19 protein-coding genes are annotated in these 21532 nt (G+C 53.7%); 11 read left to right on the top strand and 8 right to left on the bottom strand.

Annotation, left to right across the window (positions count from 1 at the left end; genetic code table 11):
• Nucleotides 1–6: 6 nt before the first annotated feature.
• Both G5193_RS08830 and rimO read right to left on the bottom strand, forming a co-directional pair.
• Entirely contained in the window at nucleotides 7–684 is a 678-nt protein-coding gene (locus tag G5193_RS08830; protein ID WP_216951704.1) for a Crp/Fnr family transcriptional regulator, read from the bottom strand.
• Between the two features lie 163 nt (nucleotides 685–847).
• Nucleotides 848–2176, bottom strand: coding sequence for a 30S ribosomal protein S12 methylthiotransferase RimO (gene rimO / locus G5193_RS08825; protein ID WP_421205829.1), 1329 nt, complete (start codon nucleotides 2174–2176; stop codon nucleotides 848–850).
• Between the two features lie 293 nt (nucleotides 2177–2469).
• Here rimO and G5193_RS08820 point away from each other — a divergent pair, with 293 nt between their 5' ends.
• Nucleotides 2470–3594 (top strand): HD domain-containing phosphohydrolase, encoded by a 1125-nt coding sequence (locus G5193_RS08820; protein ID WP_227340941.1) that lies wholly within the window; start codon nucleotides 2470–2472, stop codon nucleotides 3592–3594.
• Nucleotides 3595–3757: 163 nt separating this feature from the next.
• On the opposite strand, the gene G5193_RS08815 is transcribed toward G5193_RS08820, so the two are convergent.
• The 6 genes from G5193_RS08815 to G5193_RS08790 form a co-directional block, all read right to left on the bottom strand.
• Complete coding sequence (locus G5193_RS08815; RefSeq protein ID WP_005338109.1) at nucleotides 3758–3943, bottom strand: hypothetical protein; 186 nt, start codon at nucleotides 3941–3943, stop codon at nucleotides 3758–3760.
• 43 nt (nucleotides 3944–3986) lie between these two features.
• Nucleotides 3987–4568, bottom strand: coding sequence for a NifB/NifX family molybdenum-iron cluster-binding protein (locus tag G5193_RS08810; RefSeq protein WP_421205828.1), 582 nt, complete (start codon nucleotides 4566–4568; stop codon nucleotides 3987–3989).
• On the bottom strand, nucleotides 4565–4879 hold the full coding sequence (locus tag G5193_RS08805) for a DUF134 domain-containing protein (RefSeq protein WP_421205827.1): 315 nt from the start codon (nucleotides 4877–4879) through the stop codon (nucleotides 4565–4567). The genes G5193_RS08810 and G5193_RS08805 overlap by 4 nt, the downstream gene beginning before the upstream one ends.
• Nucleotides 4880–5103: 224 nt before the next feature.
• Nucleotides 5104–6285: a dicarboxylate/amino acid:cation symporter gene (locus G5193_RS08800; RefSeq protein WP_005359180.1), complete on the bottom strand. Its 1182-nt coding sequence runs from the start codon at nucleotides 6283–6285 to the stop codon at nucleotides 5104–5106.
• 192 nt (nucleotides 6286–6477) lie between these two features.
• Nucleotides 6478–7041 carry a hypothetical protein gene (locus G5193_RS08795; RefSeq protein WP_421205826.1) on the bottom strand — a complete coding sequence of 188 codons (564 nt, stop codon included), beginning with the start codon at nucleotides 7039–7041 and terminating at the stop codon, nucleotides 6478–6480.
• Between the two features lie 105 nt (nucleotides 7042–7146).
• Nucleotides 7147–7785, bottom strand: coding sequence for a TetR family transcriptional regulator (locus G5193_RS08790; RefSeq protein ID WP_193859840.1), 639 nt, complete (start codon nucleotides 7783–7785; stop codon nucleotides 7147–7149).
• Between the two features lie 140 nt (nucleotides 7786–7925).
• On the opposite strand from G5193_RS08790, the gene G5193_RS08785 reads away from it, so the two are divergent.
• The 10 genes from G5193_RS08785 to G5193_RS08740 all read left to right on the top strand — a co-directional run bounded on the left by G5193_RS08785 (nucleotide 7926) and on the right by G5193_RS08740 (nucleotide 21508).
• Nucleotides 7926–9119, top strand: a complete 1194-nt coding sequence (locus tag G5193_RS08785) for an efflux RND transporter periplasmic adaptor subunit (RefSeq protein WP_421205825.1) — start codon at nucleotides 7926–7928, stop codon at nucleotides 9117–9119.
• 17 nt (nucleotides 9120–9136) lie between these two features.
• A complete protein-coding gene (locus G5193_RS08780; RefSeq protein WP_181222115.1) occupies nucleotides 9137–12286 on the top strand; it encodes an efflux RND transporter permease subunit in 3150 nt (1049 codons plus the stop codon).
• Nucleotides 12287–12875: 589 nt separating this feature from the next.
• Nucleotides 12876–13982 (top strand): dTDP-glucose 4,6-dehydratase, encoded by a 1107-nt coding sequence (gene rfbB / locus G5193_RS08775; protein WP_421205824.1) that lies wholly within the window; start codon nucleotides 12876–12878, stop codon nucleotides 13980–13982.
• A complete protein-coding gene (gene rfbD, locus G5193_RS08770; RefSeq protein WP_421205823.1) occupies nucleotides 13982–14869 on the top strand; it encodes a dTDP-4-dehydrorhamnose reductase in 888 nt (295 codons plus the stop codon). Before rfbB ends, rfbD begins: the two co-directional genes overlap by 1 nt.
• A 99-nt stretch (nucleotides 14870–14968) precedes the next feature.
• Entirely contained in the window at nucleotides 14969–15847 is an 879-nt protein-coding gene (gene rfbA / locus G5193_RS08765) for a glucose-1-phosphate thymidylyltransferase RfbA (RefSeq protein WP_216954298.1), read from the top strand.
• Nucleotides 15848–15909: 62 nt separating this feature from the next.
• A complete protein-coding gene (gene rfbC, locus G5193_RS08760; RefSeq protein ID WP_216954296.1) occupies nucleotides 15910–16455 on the top strand; it encodes a dTDP-4-dehydrorhamnose 3,5-epimerase in 546 nt (181 codons plus the stop codon).
• Between the two features lie 38 nt (nucleotides 16456–16493).
• Nucleotides 16494–17891: a mannose-1-phosphate guanylyltransferase/mannose-6-phosphate isomerase gene (locus G5193_RS08755; protein ID WP_421205822.1), complete on the top strand. Its 1398-nt coding sequence runs from the start codon at nucleotides 16494–16496 to the stop codon at nucleotides 17889–17891.
• Entirely contained in the window at nucleotides 17872–19281 is a 1410-nt protein-coding gene (locus G5193_RS08750; RefSeq protein ID WP_302055988.1) for a phosphomannomutase CpsG, read from the top strand. The genes G5193_RS08755 and G5193_RS08750 overlap by 20 nt, the downstream gene beginning before the upstream one ends.
• Before the next feature lie 14 nt (nucleotides 19282–19295).
• A complete protein-coding gene (gene gmd, locus G5193_RS08745) occupies nucleotides 19296–20417 on the top strand; it encodes a GDP-mannose 4,6-dehydratase (protein ID WP_108540000.1) in 1122 nt (373 codons plus the stop codon).
• Nucleotides 20418–20419: 2 nt separating this feature from the next.
• Nucleotides 20420–21508 (top strand): DegT/DnrJ/EryC1/StrS family aminotransferase, encoded by a 1089-nt coding sequence (locus G5193_RS08740; protein WP_421205821.1) that lies wholly within the window; start codon nucleotides 20420–20422, stop codon nucleotides 21506–21508.
• The last annotated feature ends 24 nt before the right edge of the window (nucleotides 21509–21532 follow it).

Genomic DNA, 21532 nt, shown 5'->3' with positions numbered 1-21532 from the left:
TGCGACTTATGGCTGCTCCAGAAAGGCCTTGAGCCCCGCCAGATCGCGGATCTGCAATCCCTCTTCGCCGCGCTCCACCAGTCCCTTCTCCATCAGCTCTTTCACCGCCCGCCGGTAGACCCGGTCGGTCGTGCCGAAGCGTTCCGCCTCCTGATACCCCTTGCGAAAGCCGCTCACCGGGTTGTGGTGGCAGTGGCTGTGATAGAGGTCGAGGGCGATGTTGTAGCTGATGGGGTAGAGCATGCGGCAGGTGAAGATATCCACCGTGTCCTGATAGTCGATGGCAATGGCGGTGGCAAAGAAGAGCGCCACCTTGGGGTGGGCGACCAGCGCCTGCTCCAGCTGCTCGCCGTCGATGCGGGCCACTTCCAGCGGCTCCTCGGCGATGATGTCGAGCTGGCAGCGGTAGCCGGTGAAGAACTCCATCTCGCCAAACAGCTGGTTGTCGCACTCCAGGGTGCCGAGCTGAAAGCGGCGGCCATTCATGGCGGTGTGGCCCATGGCGATGCGGCCGCCCGGTACCAGCACCAGATCCCGCAATAGCTCCCCCTGACGCATCAGGGGCTCCCCCTCGGGGATCAGATGCTGCTCCGTGATGCAGGATTGCACTACCTGCACGATAAGATCATGACTGGCCTGCCAGTGGGGCTGAAAGCGTCCCTTGAGAAGGGGTTTGAGTTGCATGGGATTTCGAGTCGTCGCCAAACAGAAACGACTATTACACACCCTTGCATACGGATATGCCAGTTTTGTACCGCAAAGTGGGGCTTACTGGTGTAGAAGTGCAATCTGGAAGCATAAAAAAGCGCCCGAAGGCGCTTTTTCATTGAGCGGTGGTCAGCAAGGGTTAGCTAATCAGGCTGGCCCACAGGTCATATTCGTCGGATTCGTCGATCCGCACCTTGACCATGTCGCCCGGCTTGAGGCCGGTTTCGCCGTTGAGGTAGACCAGACCATCGATCTCCGGCGCATCGGCGAAGGAGCGGCCAGTGGCACCCTCTTCATCCACTTCGTCGATGATGACGGTCATCTCCTGACCCACTTTGCGGGCCAGCTTGCGGATGGAGACCTGCTGTTGCAGCTCCATAAAGCGCTGGAAGCGCTCTTCCTGAATCGCTTCCGGTACCGGATCCGGCAGCTTGTTGGCCAGCGCCCCTTCGACCGGGCTGTATTTGAAGCAACCGACCCGATCCAGCTCCGCCTTGTCGATAAAGTCCAGCAGCATCTGGAAATCTTCCTCGGTCTCGCCCGGGAAGCCGACGATAAAGGTGGAGCGCAGGGTGATCTGCGGGCAGATCTCGCGCCACTTCTGGATCCGCTCCAGGGTGCGCTCGACCGAACCCGGGCGCTTCATCAGTTTGAGGATGCGCGGGCTGGCGTGCTGCAGCGGGATGTCGAGGTAGGGCAGGATCTTGCCATCACGCATCAGCGGGATGACGTCATCCACGTGCGGGTAGGGGTAGACGTAGTGCAGTCGCACCCAGATATCGAGCTTGGCCAGCTCTTCGCACAGGGCGACCATGCTGGTCTTGACCGGCATGCCGTCGTAGAAACCGGTGCGGTGCTTCACATCGACGCCGTAGGCGGAGGTGTCCTGGGAGATCACCAGCAGCTCCTTCACGCCGGCCTCTTTCAGACGCTTGGCTTCGGCCAGCACGTCGCCGATGGGGCGGCTCACCAAATCCCCGCGCATGGAGGGGATGATGCAGAAGGTGCAGCGGTGGTTGCAGCCTTCGGAAATCTTCAGATAGGCGTAGTGGCGCGGGGTCAGCTTGACGCCGTGGGCCGGAACCAGACTGGTGAAGGGGTTGTGCTGCGGCTTCTCCACATATTTGTGGACGTGACCCAGCACCTCTTCATAGGCGTGGGGGCCGGTGATCTCGAGCACCTTGGGGTGGATCTCGCGGATCTGGTTCTCTTTGGCGCCGAGGCAGCCGGTGACGATCACCTTGCCGTTCTCGGCCAGCGCTTCGCCGATCGCTTCCAGCGACTCTTGCACCGCGCTGTCGATAAAGCCGCAGGTGTTGACGACGACCAGCTCGGCATCGTCATAGCTGGGCACCACATCGTACCCTTCGGTACGCAGCTGGGTCAGGATGCGTTCTGAATCGACCAGGTTTTTGGGGCAACCCAAGGAGACGAATCCTACTTTGGGGGCCTGTTTTGTGTTGGACATCGCTCAATCACTCTTAGGTGGCTCTTCTTTAAGGGCGCGGATTTTACCGGAATGGTTAACCAAAAACTATACAGCCAGCATGGCAGAACTGAACAATATCTCCGAGTGGGCAGGATTGGGCCGTGCGAATAGCGGCTGATGGTGGAGCCCTGACTGGCGCGCAGTCCCTGCTGCACAGGTTTGTGACTGGTAATATGCATTGCTGACTTATTAGTCAATTTCGCGGTCTGTGGCTGGGAACCCTGTCACGGGTACCCCTATACTCCCATCATGGTGATCCGGTGGAGAAGGCAATGGAAAGTTCATTTGGCGAAAGAATGCAGAATCTGCACGCTACGCTGCGCGAGCGTTTTGACAAGCTGAGTCGGGTGGCCATTGCGATTTACGATCCCCATACCGATCAGCTCAAGACCTTCGCCCACAGCACCGAGGGGCCCTCGCCGCTGGTGCAGTATGAGGTGAAGCTGAGCGATGTTCCATCCTTGCGCTATCTGGCGGAGCACAAGCACCCCCGGGTGCTTGGCAATCTCGATGCCCTGCGTGGTTCCGCGTCGGAACACAGCCGCAAGCTGCTGGAGGCGGGCTATGCCTCCAGCTATACCGAGCCGCTGTTGTTCAACAGCAAGCTGTTTGGTTTTCTGTTTTGCGATGCCATGGAGCCGGGCTATTTCGATGAGTCGATCCAAAGCGAGCTGTCGGCCTATGCCCAGATGTTGTCCGCCATCATTGCGGTGGAGTTCTTCTCTATTCAGACCCTCGGCGGCGCGCTGACCACGGCACGTGAGTTCAGTCGCTATCGGGATGAGGAGACCGCCAACCATCTGCATCGGATGTCGGCCTACTCCCGACTGATCGCCAAGACGCTGGCCCCGACTTGCGGGCTGAGCGACGAGGAGGTGGAGTTTGTCTACCTCTTCTCCGAGCTGCACGACATCGGCAAGATCGCGGTGCCGGATGCCATTTTACTCAAGCCGGGCAAGCTGACCCCGGAAGAGTTCGAGATCATGAAGGTTCACACCAGCAAGGGGCGAGAGATGATCAGCCTGATGATCAATGAGTTTGGCCTCGATGGCATTCACCACACCGATATGCTGACCAACATCATCGCAGGCCATCATGAGCGTTTTGATGGCACCGGTTATCCGCTGGGCCTGGCGGGGGAGGCGATCCCGCTGGCGGCGCGTATCGTGACGGTGGCTGATGTTTTTGATGCCCTGACCAGCGAGCGCCCCTACAAGCAGGCCTGGCCGTTCGAGACGGCGTTTGCCTATCTGGAGGAGCATGCCGGCAGCCAGTTTGATCCCGCCTGTGTCGCCGCGGCCCTGCACAACAAGGCCGAGTTTTATGCCATCTATCAGCAGTATCAGGATCCCGCCAGTTCATCCGGTGTGGCGGCCAGTGGCGCAGAGCCGGGTTGAGCGCGTGTGATGAGCGTAAGGGGGAAAGAGGCGGTTCAAGCATGACGAGGAATAAATAGAGAGGGGGCACCAGCAGGTGCCCCCTCTCTTTTATGCGCCTTTCTATTCCATGCGCACTTATTTTGTCGACCTTGTAACTGCGGCTATGGCGTTTGCGCTCAGGTTACTTTTTGGGAGTCGGTTCGCTGATCTGGTAGAGGTGATCCGCGCAGGCGCTGGAGCAGCCACAGGGACGTACCTCTTTATCTTCCCGCTTCTGGGCAAGCTGGTATTGGCGCCACCAGATGATGGTGCCCATGGCCAGGATCAGTACGAACGAGGCGAGCAGGCTCAACAACCAGATGGACATGATCTCTTCTCCTTAGATGGTGATGACATGCACTGTGATGGCATCAGTGATGATGGCAGCAACCGCCCTGCTGGTTGGCGCCTTCACTGCCGTGGCAACAAGTATGGCCTTGCAGTGGGCTCTCTGCCTGATTGCCACTACTGGCGCAACAGTGATCGGAGCCACTGTTGCAAACACCATGACAATGGCTATGACTCTGGCCTGCGCCGACGGGCTGGATGGCACGGATAGTCGCCTTGCTCTGATGACGGCGAGACGGACGGCCCTGACTGGCCTCGGTTAGAGGTTGCAGATTGGCGGGGGCCAGCAGCGCGTGCAGCGGCAGGCGGGCAGAGCGGCACTGCAGCACCCGGATATTGACCGCCAGCAGGCGCCCCAGCATCCGCTCGCCGATATTGCGCACCACCACCTGACCCACCTGATAGTGGGTGAGGGCATCGAGCAGCGCTTGCTTGCCGTGGCAGCCTTCGGCTGCGGCCGGGTTGGTCAGGGTGGCGATGACGTTCCCTTCGGGGTTAAGAATTTGCAGCTGCTCGGCACGGGTAAAGTGGCCAGCCAGCAGCCCCTGACTCAGCATCATGGCGCTGTTGCTGGGGTTGGTGGTCATGGTTGTGACAGCATTCATGTCGGCTCTTCTCCACTGGTTGGGTGGTTGGGCTCGGCGGGTTGCATCATCAATGCTTTACCCAGACTCAGACACTCCACCACCTTGTAGCGCCCTTTTTTCAGGATATTGGCCAGGGTCTGGCGGGAAACCCCCATCACCAGGGCGGCCTCCTGCTGTTGCATTCCTTGAAGGTCGACGAGGCGCAGTGCCTCGAACTCGTCAGGGGCCAGCGTGACCTGTTCCAGCTGATGCATGGGGCGGCCGTTGGGTTTGAAGCAGCTGTTGGCGGGGCGGCCACAGATCTGGCGGGCAATCTTGGGTCTTGGCATGGTGACTCCTAATTGGCATAAGCCATTTATACGCTCATATGTAGCATATGCCAATAATTTTGTCTGATGCAGAGGGTAGCGCCAGTGCTGTTCACGGCAGCGAGGGGTAAAGAGAGGGAGGAGGAATACGTACAAAAGCAGTGAAGCTGGCAGAAACGACGCAGGCCCGAACATGGTCCGGGCCTGCGGGTTTTGCAGAGGATGGCCGGGCTATCTCGGCGAGCTTACGCCTGTTCGGCCTCGGCCACGGGGGCTGCGCTCTCGCTACCGTTGGCGAAGCGATCCGCCCACAGGGCGATCACGCCGTCACCAGTGACGTTGCAGGCGGTGCCGAAGCTGTCTTGCGCCAGATAGAGGGCGATCATCAGGGCGATGGAGGCTTCACCAAACCCCAGCATGGAGGTGAGCAGGCCCAGCGCCGACATCACGCCACCACCCGGCGCGCCCGGTGCGGCGATCATGATCACCCCCAGCATCATGATGAAGGGGAGCATGGTCTCGATGCCCGGAATGGCCAGATGCTCGGAGAGGAACATCACCGCGGTGGCACAGGTGACCAGGGTAATGGTGGAGCCACAGAGGTGAATGGTGGCACACAGCGGTACGGTAAAGTTGGCGATACCGTCGCTCACCCCGTTGTTCTTGCTCGATTGCAGGGCGACCGGAATGGTGGCGGCGCTCGACATGGTCCCCAGCGCGGTGAAGTAGGCGGGCAGCATGTTCTTGATGAGCTGGGCCGGTGAGCGGCCAAGGGCCAGACCGGTGCCGACGAACAGCACGGAGAGCCAGATCCAGTGCATCAGGATCGCCATCACCAGCACCACGCCGAAAGTTTTCAGGGTGGCGAATACGGTGCCTTCTACCGTCATCTCGACAAAGACGCCGGCGATGTAGAACGGCAGCAGCGGAATGATCACCTTGGCCAGCAGGCGGTCGATGATGTCACGACCCTGATCGGCGACCCGGCGCAGATCGGTGGCCTGGGTGGCGCTGATGCCGATGCCGAACACGAAGGCGGCGGCCAGTGCCGACATCACGCCAAACAGCGGCGGGATCTCCAGATTGACGTAGGAGGCGAGCTTGATGGCCGTGGCCGTGGTGGGCTCGGCGGCGGTGGTGAACTGCGGGATCAGGTGGCTAGCCACGGTAAAGGCGAACAGCCCCGCCAGAATGGTGGAGCAGTAGGAGAGGGCCACGGTTTTGCCCAGCAGCTTGCCGGAGTTTTTCGGCAGGCTGGCGATGCCGCTCATGATAAAGAACAGAATGATGAGCGGAATGGTGAAGGTGATCAGCTGACCTATCACTGTCTTGGCCGTAAACAGCACGCGCGCCACCCACTCAGGGGCGTAGAGACCGAGCAAGAGACCGGCAAGGATGCCAGCAATGAGTTTCAGGACAAGTTTCATAAGGAAATCCGGAGTTGGTTGTATTGTCTGTTTTGTTATTAAAATTTGATATTAATCACACTTTTTAACACGTAAGCCGTGTTATGTCTGCCTTTTCTGCGTTAACGCCGAGTTAAATATTGTCGAAAGCCAAGATCGCCGACTAGCTGTCGGCTTGGCGTTGAACGGGAAAATCCGTGATGAATTAGCCCGTTAGGTGGCCTGATGATCGCTACGCAGCAACATGACGTACTGGCTGGCGTGTTGACTTGAGGAATCTGACGTACTGGCTGATACGGCTTCCATCGGCGCCAGTTGTAGCGCTATCCCGGATGTGGTGACGATTTGCTGAAGATGCGGGGTCTGCAGGTCGTGGCTCATTTCGCCGCTTGGCTGCAGGGGGAAGCAGAGCGGAGCGCACGCTTTGAGCAGGGTCGCCAGCGGTTGCAACAGGTGGACAAGGGTGGACACGTCGCCATCAAGCGGGCGGCTTAGCCAGATGCCATCGTAAGGGAGCACCGAGTGCATCTTCGCCAGCGGGCAGACCCGCACTGCTTGTCCGGATTGCTGCGAGGCGACTTTGGCGTCGGCCAGCACAGCGTCACAGGCGGTGACCACATACCCTTCTGCACGCAGCCAGCAGAGATCCTCCCCCGTACCGCATTGACCATTGAGCAGGTGAGCACCGGGTTTGAGACGCGCCACAAAGGCAGCTCGAACGTGGGCGTGCTGGTCGTTAAATGGCCGGGAAGCGGGGATGGCGTCAGAGTGTGGCACAGGGGTTACCTCAAGCAGGGGGCGCACAGGGTAACAAATCGGGGCCTGGCTGCCAAAGCGCGCGGTCAGGCCCCGATTTGGATGTGATGAAGTTGCCGGAGCCGGTTAGCGGACGCAGGCAGGCCCGTGGGGCTGGGCCAGCATGGTGAACATGCTCTCTATCATAAAGGCGGATTCGCCCTGCAGGTCGATCCGACCCGGAAAGTGGAGCCAGTTGATGATGTAGCCATCCAGAGTGCAGTGGAGCAGGGTGGCGGCGCGCTGCAGGTTGAGGTTGGCGGGCAGTTGGCCCCGCCGTACCGCATTGGCCAGGGTGGTCTCCAGATCCCGGAAGAAGTTGGCGGACTGGCTGCGGATATGCTCGCGCAGGGAAATGGCTTCCCCCTCCAGCGATTCGAGATTGAACAGGATGGTGAACATCTGCCGCTGGGCCGGATTGTGAATGAAGCTGTGGAGCACCCCTTCGAAGAAGAGGCGCAGTTGCCCCAGCGGATCCGGCTCATCTGGATTGAGGCAGGCATCGAGCTGGTGGGCGAGGGGGCTGCAGAGCTCCTGCCAGAGCGAAATGAAGAGTTCATCCTTGTTCTTGAAGTGCCAATAGATGGCCCCGCGGGTCAGGTCTGCCGCCCTGGCGATGTCGGTCAGGCTGGTCTTGGCCAGGCCCTGGGAGCAGAACAGATCCAGCGCCGTGCTCATGATGTGGCAGCGGGTTTGCTGCGCCTCTTCTTTGGTTCGTCTGGCCATCTAAATTTGTGCCTCATGCAAGCAAAAAGTCACTTACATACATTTATGAATGTATGTATATTGCCTCATCTTTCGACTATTTACCAACAGGGCCCATGCGGCCCTGATTGTTCATTGACTGGCAAAGGCTCAGGTGTTTCATGCATAAACATATTCTTGCTCGTTCAGTTGGTCTTGCCTTGCTGGCTACAGGCTTGCTGGCAGGTTGTGGTGACAAGGGGGGGGCATCCCATGGACAGGGCAGCATGCCCCCCGCGGCGGTCAACGTGGTGACCCTGCAGAGCGGTCCGCTGATGTTGACCACCGAGTTGACCGGCCGCAGCGCCCCGTTGCGGGTGGCCGAAGTGCGTCCGCAGGTGAGCGGCATCATCCTCAAGCGCCTCTTTACCGAGGGAAGCGATGTGAAGGCGGGCGATCTGCTCTATCAGATCGATCCGGCTGTCTATCAGGCGGCGGTTGCCAGCGCCAAGGCCAATCTGGCTAAGGCCGAGGCTAACGAGCAGAGTGCCCGCCTCAAGGCGCAGCGCTATCAGGAGCTGCTCAAGGTCAAATCCATCAGCCGTCAGGACTATGACGACGCCGATGCGAGCTGGAAGCAGGCCAAGGCCGAGATCATGGCAAGCAAGGCAGCTTTGCGCACTGCCGAGATCAATCTCGGTTACACCCGCATCACTGCCCCCATCAGCGGTCGTATCGGTAAATCCGCGGTGACCGAGGGGGCGCTGGTGACCGCCCAGCAGGCTGACAGCCTGACCGCCATCCAGCAGCTCGATCCCATGTATGTGGATGTGCGTCAGTCCACCGCCGATCTGCTGCGCCTCAAGCGACTGGTCGCCGAGGGCAAGCTGACCCAGGACGAGCAGAAGGGGGCCAGGGTGACCTTCCAGCTGGAAGATGGCTCCACTTATGGCGAAGAGGGCTCGCTGCAGTTCTCTGATGTGACCGTGGATGAGACCTCCGGCATGGTGACCCTGCGGGTGATTGTGCCCAACCCTCACCAGCTGCTGCTGCCCGGCATGTTTATGCGCGCCACCCTGCAAGAGGGTGAGCGGGCGCAAGGGCTGCTGGTGCCGCAAACGGCCGTGACTCGCACCCCCAATGGTGGCGCCACCGTGATGGTGGTAACCGCTGACAACAAGGTGGAGCTGCGCAACGTGCAGCTGAGCCGGGTCGTCGGCAGCAACTGGGTGGTGGAGTCAGGGCTCACCTCCGGCGAGCGGGTGATCGTGGCTGGCTTGCAGAAAGTACGACCGGGCGCCGTGGTCAATCCCGCTGAGCAGGGTGCTGATGCACCGTCTGCTCAAGCCGCGTCCAGCACCCCGGCCAACAAGTAGGATGGAGTAGTCGCTTCATGGCTCGATTTTTTATAGACAGACCCATTTTTGCCTGGGTGATCGCGCTGGTGATCATGCTGGCGGGCAGCCTGGCCATCATCAAATTGCCGGTCGCCCAGTATCCGAGCATTGCGCCTCCCGCGGTCGGTATTTCTGCCAGCTATCCGGGCGCATCCGCCAAAACGGTGGAAGACTCGGTGACCCAGATCATCGAACAGAACATGACAGGGCTGGATCACCTGCTCTACATGTCCTCCCAGTCTGACTCCGCGGGGCGGGTGTCGGTGACCCTCACCTTCCAGCCGGGGACCGATCCCGATATCGCCCAGGTGCAGGTGCAGAACAAGCTGCAACAAGCGATGTCGCTGCTGCCGCAAGAGGTGCAGCAGCAGGGGATCCGGGTACAGAAGACCTCCAGCAGCTTCCTGATGGTCGCGGCCTTCATCTCCAGCGATGGCTCGATGAACAACGACGACCTGGCGGACTATGTGGTCTCCAACATCAAGGAGCCGCTGAGCCGTCTGGACGGGGTAGGGGATATCACCTTGTTCGGCAGCCAGTACTCGATGCGGGTGTGGCTCGATCCCAACAAGCTCAACCGGGTGCAGATGACTCCGGGGGATGTGCAGGCAGCCATCAAGGCGCAAAACGCCCAGGTCGCGTTCGGCAAGCTGGGTGGTACTCCGTCGGTGGAAGATCAGCAGTTCACCGCCACCATCATGGGGCAGACCCGCCTATCTACCGTGGAGCAGTTCAACGACATCCTGCTGCGGGTGAATCAGGATGGCTCCAAGGTACGACTGAAAGATGTGGCCCGGGTCGAGCTGGCGGGCGAAAGCTATGACGCCGATGCGCTCTACAACGGCCAGTCTACCGCCGCGGTTGCCATCAAGCTGGCGACCGGCGCCAATGCGCTGGATACCGCCGAGAAGGTGCGTGCCAAGCTCAATGAGCTGTCGGATTACTTCCCGGCCAATATGGAGATCGTCTACCCCTACGACACCACGCCGTTTGTGAAGATCTCCATCGAGGAGGTGGTGCAGACCCTGATCGAGGCGATTTTCCTGGTGTTCTGCGTCATGTATCTGTTCTTGCAGAACTTCCGCGCCACCCTGATCCCGACCATCGCGGTGCCTGTGGTGCTGCTCGGTACCTTCGGGGTGATGGCGGCGTTCGGTTTCTCCATCAATACCCTCACCATGTTCGGTATGGTGCTCGCTATCGGCCTGCTGGTGGATGACGCCATCGTGGTGGTGGAGAATGTGGAGCGGCTGATGAGCGAGGAGGATCTCTCCCCGCTGGAAGCGACCCGCAAATCGATGACCCAGATCACTGGTGCGCTGGTGGGGATCGCGTTGGTGCTCTCCGCCGTGTTCGTGCCGATGGCCTTCTTCGGCGGCTCGACCGGCGCCATCTATCGCCAGTTCTCGCTGACCATCGTCTCGGCCATGGTGCTGTCGGTGCTGGTGGCGTTGATCCTGACCCCGGCCCTTTGTGCCACCCTGCTCAAGCCGATGAAACATGGTGAGTTTGGTGCCAAGCGCGGCTTCTTTGGCTGGTTCAACCGCGCCTTTGATGCAGGTACCAACCGCTATCAGAGCGGCGTGCGCAAGGTGATCAAGCAGGGCGTGCGCTACAGCCTGATCTACGGCGCCATGCTGGCGGTGTTGGCCGTGCTCTTTATGCGGATGCCCACCTCCTTCCTGCCGGAAGAGGATCAGGGGGTCATCATGTCCATGGTCCAACTGCCGGTGGGGGCGACCAAGCAGCGCACCGAGGTGGTGCTGGCGGACATGCGCGACTACTTCCTGAAAAACGAGAAGGATAATGTCGATTCTGTACTGACCGTATCCGGCTTCAGTTTCGCCGGTAGTGGCCAGAACGCGGGGATGGCCTTTATCAAGCTCAAGGACTGGAGCGAGCGCAAGAGCCCGGATCGCAGCGCCAATGCCATTATCGGTCGTGCCATGGGCTATCTGTTCAGCATCAAGGAGGCGCAAGTGTTCGCCTTTAACCTGCCTCCGATCCCGGAGCTGGGGACGGCGACCGGTTTTGACTTCTTCCTGCAGGATCGCGGCGGTATCGGTCACGACAAGCTGATGGCGGCGCGTAACCAGCTGCTCGGCATGGCGGCGCAGGATCCCACTCTGGTGCGGGTACGCCCGAACGGGATGGAAGATACGCCGCAGCTCGATATCAAGATCGACTACGAGAAGGCACTGGCGCAGGGGCTATCCATCGCGGATATCAACAACACCCTGGCTACCGCTTGGGGCTCGTCCTACGTCAATGATTTCGTTGACCGTGGCCGGATCAAGAAGGTCTACATGCAGGCGGATGCCCCCTTCCGGATGAACCCGGAAGATCTGAAACTCTGGTATGTGCGCAACAGTGCCGGTCAGATGGTGCCCTTCTCCGCCTTTGCCAGCACCGAGTGGAGCTTCGGCTCACCCCGTCTGGAGCGTTACAACGGTGTGCCAGCGATGGAGATCGTCGGTGAGGCGGCGCCCGGCAAGAGTACCGGTGATGCGATGGCCGCCATCGAACAGATGGTGAAACAGCTGCCGGAAGGGGTGGGCATCGAGTGGACCGGGCTATCCTTCCAGGAGCGTCAGGCCGGTTCACAGGCACCTGCGCTCTACGCCATCTCCTTGTTGGTGGTGTTCCTCTGTCTGGCGGCCCTCTACGAGAGCTGGAGCATTCCGTTCTCGGTGATGCTGGTGGTGCCGCTCGGGGTGTTGGGGGCCATTGTGGCTGCCACCCTGCGCGGGCTGGAGAACGACGTCTACTTCCAGGTCGGTCTGCTCACCACCATAGGCTTGTCGGCGAAAAACGCGATTTTGATCGTGGAATTTGCCAAAGAGCTTTATGACAAAGGGATGGGGTTGGGTGAGGCGGTGGTGGAGGCGGCACGCCTGCGTCTGCGTCCGATCCTGATGACCTCGCTCGCCTTTATCCTCGGGGTGCTGCCGCTGGTGATCAGCTCCGGCGCCGGTGCCAGCAGCCGTAATGCAATCGGTACCGGCGTAATGGGGGGGATGATCAGCGCCACCGTGCTGGCCATCTTCTTCGTCCCGCTCTTCTTCGTGCTGGTGATGCGTTACTTCACTAGCCACAAGAGTAAAGAGGCGCGCATGGTTGCAGCAGTTGAGTCAAAAGGTGACTGAGCAAAGTAACCCCTGAAGTTCTGGGTGGCAGATCACAATAAGACAAATACATCAGGTATGACTGAGTAATAAATAGAGCGACTTGGAAAGTCGCTCTATTTTTTTTCCGTAAAAACGGTAACTTAAGCGTAATTATTAAGTTAATACTGCTTCTTTTCGAGAAATTATGTCGCCGTGAGGTGGTTTTCTATCGACTCCTTTTCAGCGGTGAGGGGCAAGTCAGTTTCTGCTGTGCAGCTCGGCTGGAAACAAGATAGAATCTGCGTCTTATAGGGTTGGATAGGTAGTGTCCGCTCTTTCTTGGTCTTGGGCCATAAAGCTGTGCTACACACCATCAAGACAGCAAAATGCTGGAGGACATGATGACCAACAGCAGACCTAATTTGGTTAAAAGCAGCAAACTGGGGGCTGTAACCCAAGGGCGGTAGCCTTGAGATTATTCAGCAATTTGCACAAATAATGTTCATTTATTGTTTTGCTGCTGTTTGCGCTGGTTAAATTGCAGTCTATTGGGTGTTTCAATAACGCATCAGTGGATAGCCAGCCTCTCTCTGATGTCATATCAACGCCTCGCAAGAGATACATATTTATGAAAATCCTCGTGACCGGTGGTGCCGGCTTTATCGGCTCTGCCGTGGTGCGCCATATTATCCGTGATACCCAAGATTCCGTTATCAATCTCGATAAACTCACCTATGCCGGCAATCTGGAATCCTTGGCCGATGTATCGTCAAGCGAGCGTTATGTGTTTGAGCAGGTGGATATTTGCAATCGCGCCGAGCTGGATCGGGTGTTTGCCTTGCACCAGCCGGATGCCGTGATGCATCTGGCCGCCGAGAGCCATGTTGACCGCTCCATTACAGGGCCGGCTGACTTTATCGAGACCAATATCGTCGGCACCTATATGTTGCTGGAAGCGGCTCGCGCTTACTGGAACGGTCTGGACGAGGTACGCAAGGCGGCCTTCCGCTTCCACCATATCTCCACCGACGAGGTGTATGGTGATCTGCCTCATCCGGATGAAGTGGCTGCCGGTGAACCATTGCCGCTCTTTACCGAGACCACCCCCTACGCCCCCAGCAGCCCCTATTCTGCCTCCAAGGCTTCCAGCGACCATCTGGTGCGCGCTTGGCGCCGCACCTACGGTCTGCCGACCATGGTCACCAACTGCTCCAACAACTACGGCCCGTACCACTTCCCCGAGAAGCTAATCCCGTTGGTCATTCTTAACGCGCTGGATGGCAAGCCGTTACCGGTCTATGGCAAGGGCGACCAGGTCCGTGACTGGCTCTACGTGGAAGATCACGCGCGTGCGCTCTACAAGGTAGCGACCACAGGCGTGGTCGGTGAGACCTACAACATCGGCGGTCATAACGAGAAGCAGAATCTGGAGGTGGTACACACCATCTGCGATCTGCTGGACGAGATGGTGCCGAAGGTGGGCTCTTATCGTGAGCAAATAACCTATGTGGCGGATCGCCCTGGCCACGATCGCCGCTATGCCATCGATGCGACCAAGATGAGCGCAGAGCTGGATTGGCAACCGCAAGAGACCTTTGAATCCGGTATTCGCAAAACTGTGCAGTGGTATCTGGATAACCAGCAGTGGGTCAGCAACGTCAAGAGCGGTGCCTACCAGTCCTGGATTGAGCAACACTATTCCTCGATTGCACAGAATGATGGGGAGCGTGCCTGATGCATATTCTGCTGTTTGGCAAAAACGGCCAGGTAGGCTGGGAGCTGCAACGCGCACTGGCGCCGCTGGGGCGCATCACTGCCGTTGATTTTGACTCCACCGATTATTGCGGCGATTTCAGAAACCCGGCAGGGGTGGCCGACACTGTACGTCTGGTCAAGCCGGATGTGATTGTCAACGCTGCGGCCCACACCGCAGTCGACAAGGCGGAGAGCGAGCGTGAATTTGCCGAGCTGCTCAACGCGACCAGCGTGGCAGCGATAGCCAAAGAAGCGGAAGCATTGGGTGCCTGGTTGGTGCATTACTCCACCGACTATGTATTTGATGGCAGCGGTGAGCGCCCCTGGGTGGAAACCGATGCAACCGCCCCGCTCAACGTCTATGGCGAAACCAAGCTTGCGGGTGAGCAAGGGGCCGCACTTTGTTCCCGTCACCTGATCTTCCGTACCAGCTGGGTTTACGCCGCCCGCGGAGCCAATTTTGCCAAGACCATGCTGCGCTTTGGCAAAGAGCGTAGCGAGATGTCAGTGATCAATGACCAGTTTGGCGCTCCGACCGGCGCCGAGTTGCTGGCCGATTGCACCGCCCATGCTCTCCGCGTGGCGCAGCGCAAACCCGAGGTCGCCGGGCTGTACCATCTGATTGCCTCCGGTACCACCACCTGGTTTGACTACGCCCAGCTGGTGTTTGCCAAAGCCAGAGAGGCTGGCGTTGAACTGGCGGTGACACAACTCAATGCGGTGCCGACCAGCGCCTTCCCTACTCCGGCCAAACGCCCCCATAACTCCCGCCTGGATACCGGCAAATTCCAGCGCACCTTCGATCTGGTGCTGCCGGAGTGGACAGTCGGTGTGGAGCGGATGTTGACCGAGATCCTTGGCAAGTAAATTACTGGCCAGGGATGTAGTGACTGCCTCCCTGGCTGGCAGGGATAAAACGGAAAGGTGGCCTAAAGCCATGCTTCCTCTATATAAGAAACAAGCATCATGACTAAACGTAAAGGCATTATTCTGGCCGGCGGCTCAGGCACCCGTCTCTATCCGGTAACCATGGCAGTGAGCAAGCAGCTGTTGCCTATCTATGACAAGCCGATGATCTACTATCCTCTCAGCACCCTGATGCTGGCGGGAATTCGCGATATTTTGATCATCAGCACGCCGCAAGATACCCCCCGTTTTGAGCAATTGCTAGGTGATGGCAGTCAGTGGGGCCTGAGTTTGCAATACAAGGTTCAACCAAGCCCGGACGGGTTGGCACAAGCCTTTATTCTGGGTGCAGAGTTTATCGGTTCAGACCCCTGTGCACTGGTGTTGGGGGACAACATCTTCTACGGCCACGACTTGCAGAAACAGTTGGAGGCGGCAGTGGCCAAAGAGAGCGGTGCTACCGTCTTTGCCTACCATGTGCATGACCCCGAGCGTTATGGGGTGGTTGAATTTGATAAAGAGGGCACCGCGATCTCTCTGGAGGAGAAGCCACTGGAGCCCAAGAGCAACTATGCGGTAACCGGCCTCTATTTCTACGACAACAGCGTGGTCAAGATCGCCAAGAGTCTGACGCCGTCGCCCCGTGGCGAGCTGGAGATAACCGATGTAAACCGTATCTACCTGGAACAAGGTAATCTGTCGGTGGCCATGATGGGCCGTGGTTATGCTTGGCTTGATACCGGTACCCACGAGAGCATGATTGAAGCGAGCAACTTTATTCAGACCATCGAGACCCGTCAGGGGTTGAAAGTCGCTTGTCCTGAAGAGATCGCCTATCGCAAGAAATTCATTGATGCAGAGCAAGTAAAAACGTTGGCGACACCACTTGCGAAAAATGCTTATGGACAATACCTGTTAAAGATGGTTTCGAAAGTATGAGTTGGAGTTAAGGGTGTGCACCGGTTCCTGTAAAATAAACTAAATAATATATGGATATGAAGATGAATGTAATCGAGACCACGATACCTGATGTACTTATTTTTGAGCCAAAAATATTTGGTGATGAGCGTGGCTTTTTCTTTGAGAGTTTCAACCATAAACTGTTCGAAGAAGCAGTAGGATACCCTGTTACTTTTGTTCAAGATAATCATTCTAAATCCTCGAAAAACGTGTTGCGTGGACTGCATTATCAATCATCACCACACGCCCAGGGAAAGCTGGTGCGATGTGTTGTGGGAGAAGTATTTGATGTAGCAGTGGATATTCGTGAAAATTCGCCGACCTTTGGAAAATGGGTCGGTGTTCATCTATCAGCTGAGAATAAGCGGCAATTGTGGATTCCGAAAGGGTTCGCCCATGGTTTTATAACTAGAACAGAAACAGCAGAAGTTTTATATAAAGCAACCAATTATTATAGACCTGACTTTGAACATACAATATGTTGGAATGACCAGCAACTAGGAATAGAGTGGGAGAGTGATATGCTCCCTATATTATCTCTTAAAGATAAAAATGCAAAGCCATTTATGGCAGCTAAACATTTCTGAAAATCATATCAACACATTAAATACATTATGGTGTATCTATGACTGTCTTAATTCCTGCTATTATGTGTGGTGGAAGCGGTTCAAGATTATGGCCTGTTTCACGTGAACAACATCCCAAGCCATTCATTAAACTATCGGATAATCAAAGTTTTTTACAAAAAGCATTTTTACGTGGAGCAAAATTATCAGATGTCAGTGAAGTATTAACTATTACTAATCGAGACCTTTATTTCAAAACACTAGATTCATTTAAAGAAGTTAATAGTAATGAAATTCAGACTTCATTTATTCTTGAACCTTATGGCCGTAACACTGCAGCAGCAGTAGCATCTGCAGCAATTTATGCTCGCGATACATATGGCGATGATGCGGTCTTGTTGGTCTTGGCTGCTGATCACTTGATCACAGAGCAAGTTGCATTCGATGATGCTGTTTCCTGCGCTATTGAATTAGCAAAAGCAGGACGGTTAGTCACATTTGGTATTAAACCCACAATACCTGAAACAGGTTATGGTTACATTGAAGCTCTTGGTACAGAGGTTTTGCGCTTTGTTGAAAAGCCAACATTGGATAAGGCAATTGAGTACGTTGAAAGCGGTCGCTTCTTCTGGAATTCAGGTATGTTTTGCTTTAAAGCAAGTACAATGATTGCAGAGATGGACTTGCATTGTCCGGAAGTATTGATAGCAACAAAAGCTTGCCTTGACAAGTCCGATTCGGTTCAAAGTAAAAAGGTCAAGCATATTGATCTGGACCCTGACACATTTATCCATGTTCCAGACATCTCGATAGATTATGCCGTGATGGAAAAATCAGGAAATGTTTCAGTAGTTCCATGTGACATAGGCTGGAGTGATATTGGGTCTTGGGCTGCAATAAGTGAACTACATCAAGCTGATGACGATGGAAACACCGTTCAGGGGCATGCAATTTTACATGCTACCTCAAATTGTTATATTTCGAGCGAGGATCGGGTTATTGGTGCTGTAGGTGTAGAAAACCTAGTAATTGTTGATACTGCTGATGCTCTATTGGTCGCTCACAAAGAAAGTAGTCAGGATGTAAAATTAATTTATAATCACCTTAAGACGATAAACAATGATGCATATAAAATACATCGTACAGTCTATTGTCCATGGGGACGTTATACGTTACTTGAGGTGGGAGATCGTTTTAAAATAAAAAGACTTGAAGTTAAACCTGGGGCTAGCTTAACGATGCAAATGCATCATCATAGAAATGAACACTGGGTGGTATTATCTGGTGTTGCAGAGGTTTTCTATGAAGATCAAATTGCCTTGCTAACTGCTAACCAATCTACATATATTCCTGCTGGGCATCGTCACCAATTAAAAAATCCAGGTCTCATCGATTTAGTTATGCTAGAGGTGCAAACGGGTGAATATTTAGGTGAAGATGACATCATTGATTATTGAAAAGGAATTTAATTTAGGGGGCATCATGAATCTTACTTGTTTTAAAGCTTACGATATTCGCGGAAAACTGGGTGATGAGCTGAACACTGAGATTGCATACCGTATTGGCCGTGCAACTGCACAGTATCTAAATGCAACGACAATTGCTGTTGGAGGCGATGTTAGACTCACGAGCGAAAGCCTAAAGCAAGCACTTGCAAGAGGGATTCTTGATGCCGGTTGTGATGTCATCGACTTAGGGACTACGGGGACTGAAGAAACCTATTTTGCAGCATTTACGTTAGACATTGATGGTGCTATAGAAGTGACGGCCAGTCATAATCCTATGGATTACAATGGCATGAAACTGGTTGGTCGTGATGCTTGTCCAATTAGTGGTGATAGTGGTTTGAATGATATTCGAGCATTGGCTGAAAAGGGTGACTTCATTGCATCCTCCCGGCAAGGAACATTGATTAAAAAATCGATACTAGATGCTTATGTCGATCATTTGCTGACGTATATAAAGCCGCATCAATTACGTCCACTCAAGCTAGTTGTGAATGCCGGTAACGGGGCAGCAGGGCATGTGCTTGATGTTATCGAGCGACGTTTCAATACCCTCAATGTTCCTGTTGAGTTTATAAAAATTCATCATGAGGAAGATGGTAACTTTCCCAATGGTATTCCTAACCCATTGCTTCCTGAAAATAGAAGTGCTACATCGGAAGCGGTAAAGTTCTATCATGCTGATATGGGTATTGCTTGGGATGGTGATTTTGATCGCTGTTTTCTGTTTGATGAAAATGGTGATTTCATCGAAGGATACTATATTGTTGGATTATTAGCAGAGGCATTTTTAGTAGATAATCCTCATGAGAAAATCATCCATGATCCACGCTTGACATGGAATACTATTGATATCGTTGAAAAGTCTGGTGGTACACCAGTACAAAGCAAAACTGGTCACGCCTTTATTAAAGAACGGATGCGCAGTGAGAATGCAATATATGGTGGTGAAATGAGTGCCCATCACTATTTCCGTGACTTTGGCTACTGTGATAGCGGTATGATTCCTTGGTTACTAGTAATTAACTTGCTATCACTAAAAAAATCCACATTGTCTAGTTTAGTTGCTGAACGTGTTAAAGCCTATCCATGCAGTGGTGAGATAAATTATAGAGTTGATAATGCTCTTGAGATAATAAAGAAGCTGGAAGAGGTCTATGCGCCACTTGCTGTCAAGGTAGAATATGTAGATGGTCTTAGTATTGAAATGAATGATTGGCGATTTAATGTTCGCATTTCAAACACAGAACCATTACTAAGGCTTAATGTTGAAAGCAAAAACGATATAAGCAAGTTAACGTCTGGTTTGAATTCATTACATAAAATGATCAACAACTTATAAGGAGAGTTCTGAAAATGTCCAAGAAAGTAGCGTTAATTACTGGGGTGACTGGTCAGGATGGTTCATATCTGGCTGAGTTTCTATTAGAGAAGGGGTATGAAGTCCATGGTATTAAGCGCCGTGCATCTCAGTTTAATACACAACGTGTAGACCACATTTATAAAGACCCTCATGAAGAGAACGTTGATTTTAAACTACATTATGGTGACTTAACGGATTCATCAAATCTAACGAGAATTATAGCCGAAGTTCAACCAGATGAAGTTTATAATCTTGGTGCTCAATCTCATGTCGCTGTTAGTTTTGATTCCCCAGAATATACTGCGGATGTTGATGCGATAGGTACTTTACGCTTATTGGAAGCTATTCGTTTCTTGGGACTGACAAAAAAAACTCGTTTTTATCAGGCATCGACATCCGAACTATACGGCCTCGTGCAAGAAATTCCGCAGCGAGAGACAACACCTTTTTATCCGCGCAGCCCTTATGCTGTTGCAAAAATGTATGCGTACTGGATTACGGTGAATTATCGTGAGGCATATGGTATGTATGCTTGTAATGGTATTTTGTTTAATCATGAGTCACCCCGTCGTGGAGAAACATTTGTTACTAGAAAAATTACTCGAGGTTTGTCAAATATTGCTCAAGGCCTCGAAAAGTGCCTGTATATGGGAAACATGGACTCATTGCGTGATTGGGGACATGCAAGAGACTATGTCAAGATGCAATGGATGATGTTGCAACAAGAGCAGCCAGAGGACTTTGTCATTGCAACTGGAGTGCAATATAGTGTCCGTGAATTTATAAAAATGGCCGCTGCTGAGTTAGGTATTGAATTGAACTTTGTTGGAAGCGGCGTCGAGGAAAAAGCTGTCGTTTCGGCGATTTATGGAGATAAGGCGCCGGCATTGAAGGTTGGTGATATTATCGTATGTGTTGATCCACGTTATTTCAGACCGGCCGAGGTAGAGACTCTTCTTGGTGATCCATCTAATGCAAAAAATAAGCTGGGGTGGGAGCCGGAAACGACACTCGCAGAAATGGTAAGTGAGATGGTTGCATATGATTTGCAGCAAGCTCGCCAGCATGCCTTGCTGAAATCTCATGGCTTTGATGTTAATGTCAGTGTGGAGTGACTATGATTCCAGTATATCAACCAAGATTATCTGGTAATGAAAAAAAATATGTTAATGAATGCCTTGATTCAACATGGATCTCTTCAAAAGGTGAGTTTATTAACAGATTTGAATCTGCATTTTCAAAGTATATTGGTGCAGAAAATTGTACAACAGTGAGTAATGGTACTGTAGCACTTCATTTGGCGTTGGCTGCTTTAGGTATTGGTCCTGGTGATGAGGTTATTGTTCCTTCATTCACATATATTGCCTCAGTGAATACAATCATTCAGACCGGTGCAAAAGCAGTCTATGTTGACTCGCTACCAGATACATGGAACATCGATGTCAATGATGTAATAGCAAAAATCACAACAAAGACCAAGGCTGTCATGGCTGTGCATCTTTATGGTTTACCATGTGATATGGATGCGTTAGTCGATGTTTGTAAGAAACATAACTTGTTTTTGATAGAAGACTGTGCGGAGGCGTTCGGTACTCTTTATAAGAATAAGCATGTTGGTACATTTGGTGATGTGGCAACATTCAGTTTCTTTGGAAATAAGACAATAACTACCGGCGAAGGTGGCATGGTTGTTTCAAAGGATAAAAATGTCCATGACTTGGCATGCCACTTGAAGAGCCAAGGTGTTTCGAAGGTTAAAGAGTATTGGCATGATGCGTTGGCATTTAATTATCGCATGACAAATATATGTGCTGCGATTGGCCTGGCACAATTAGAGCAAGCAGACGAGATAATTGCAAAAAAAAGAGAGATTGCCAGTTGGTATCAGCGTCGATTAAACCATTTGCCGATAACATTCCACAAAGAGATTGAGAATACCAGGCATTCATTTTGGATGTGCTCGATCCTAGTCGAGAATGCACAAGATAGAGACTTGCTCAGAACTGTTCTAAAGAGTCATGATGTTGAGACAAGGCCATTGTTTCCTTTAGCTAATACGATGCCGCATGTATTTACGGAACATAAATTTCCTGTTGCTGAAAATATCAGCTCAAGAGGAATGAATTTACCAAGCTACCCTGAATTATTGGAAAAAGATGTTGATTATATCTGCAGCGTAATTTCTGATTTTTATTTAAATAAGTAATGTTAAATAAATAACCCTTCATCT

The organism is Aeromonas sp. 601027, assembly GCF_049174455.1.
Taxonomy (GTDB): domain Bacteria; phylum Pseudomonadota; class Gammaproteobacteria; order Enterobacterales; family Aeromonadaceae; genus Aeromonas; species Aeromonas veronii_A.
This window is presented reverse-complemented; position numbering and strand designations above follow the sequence as displayed.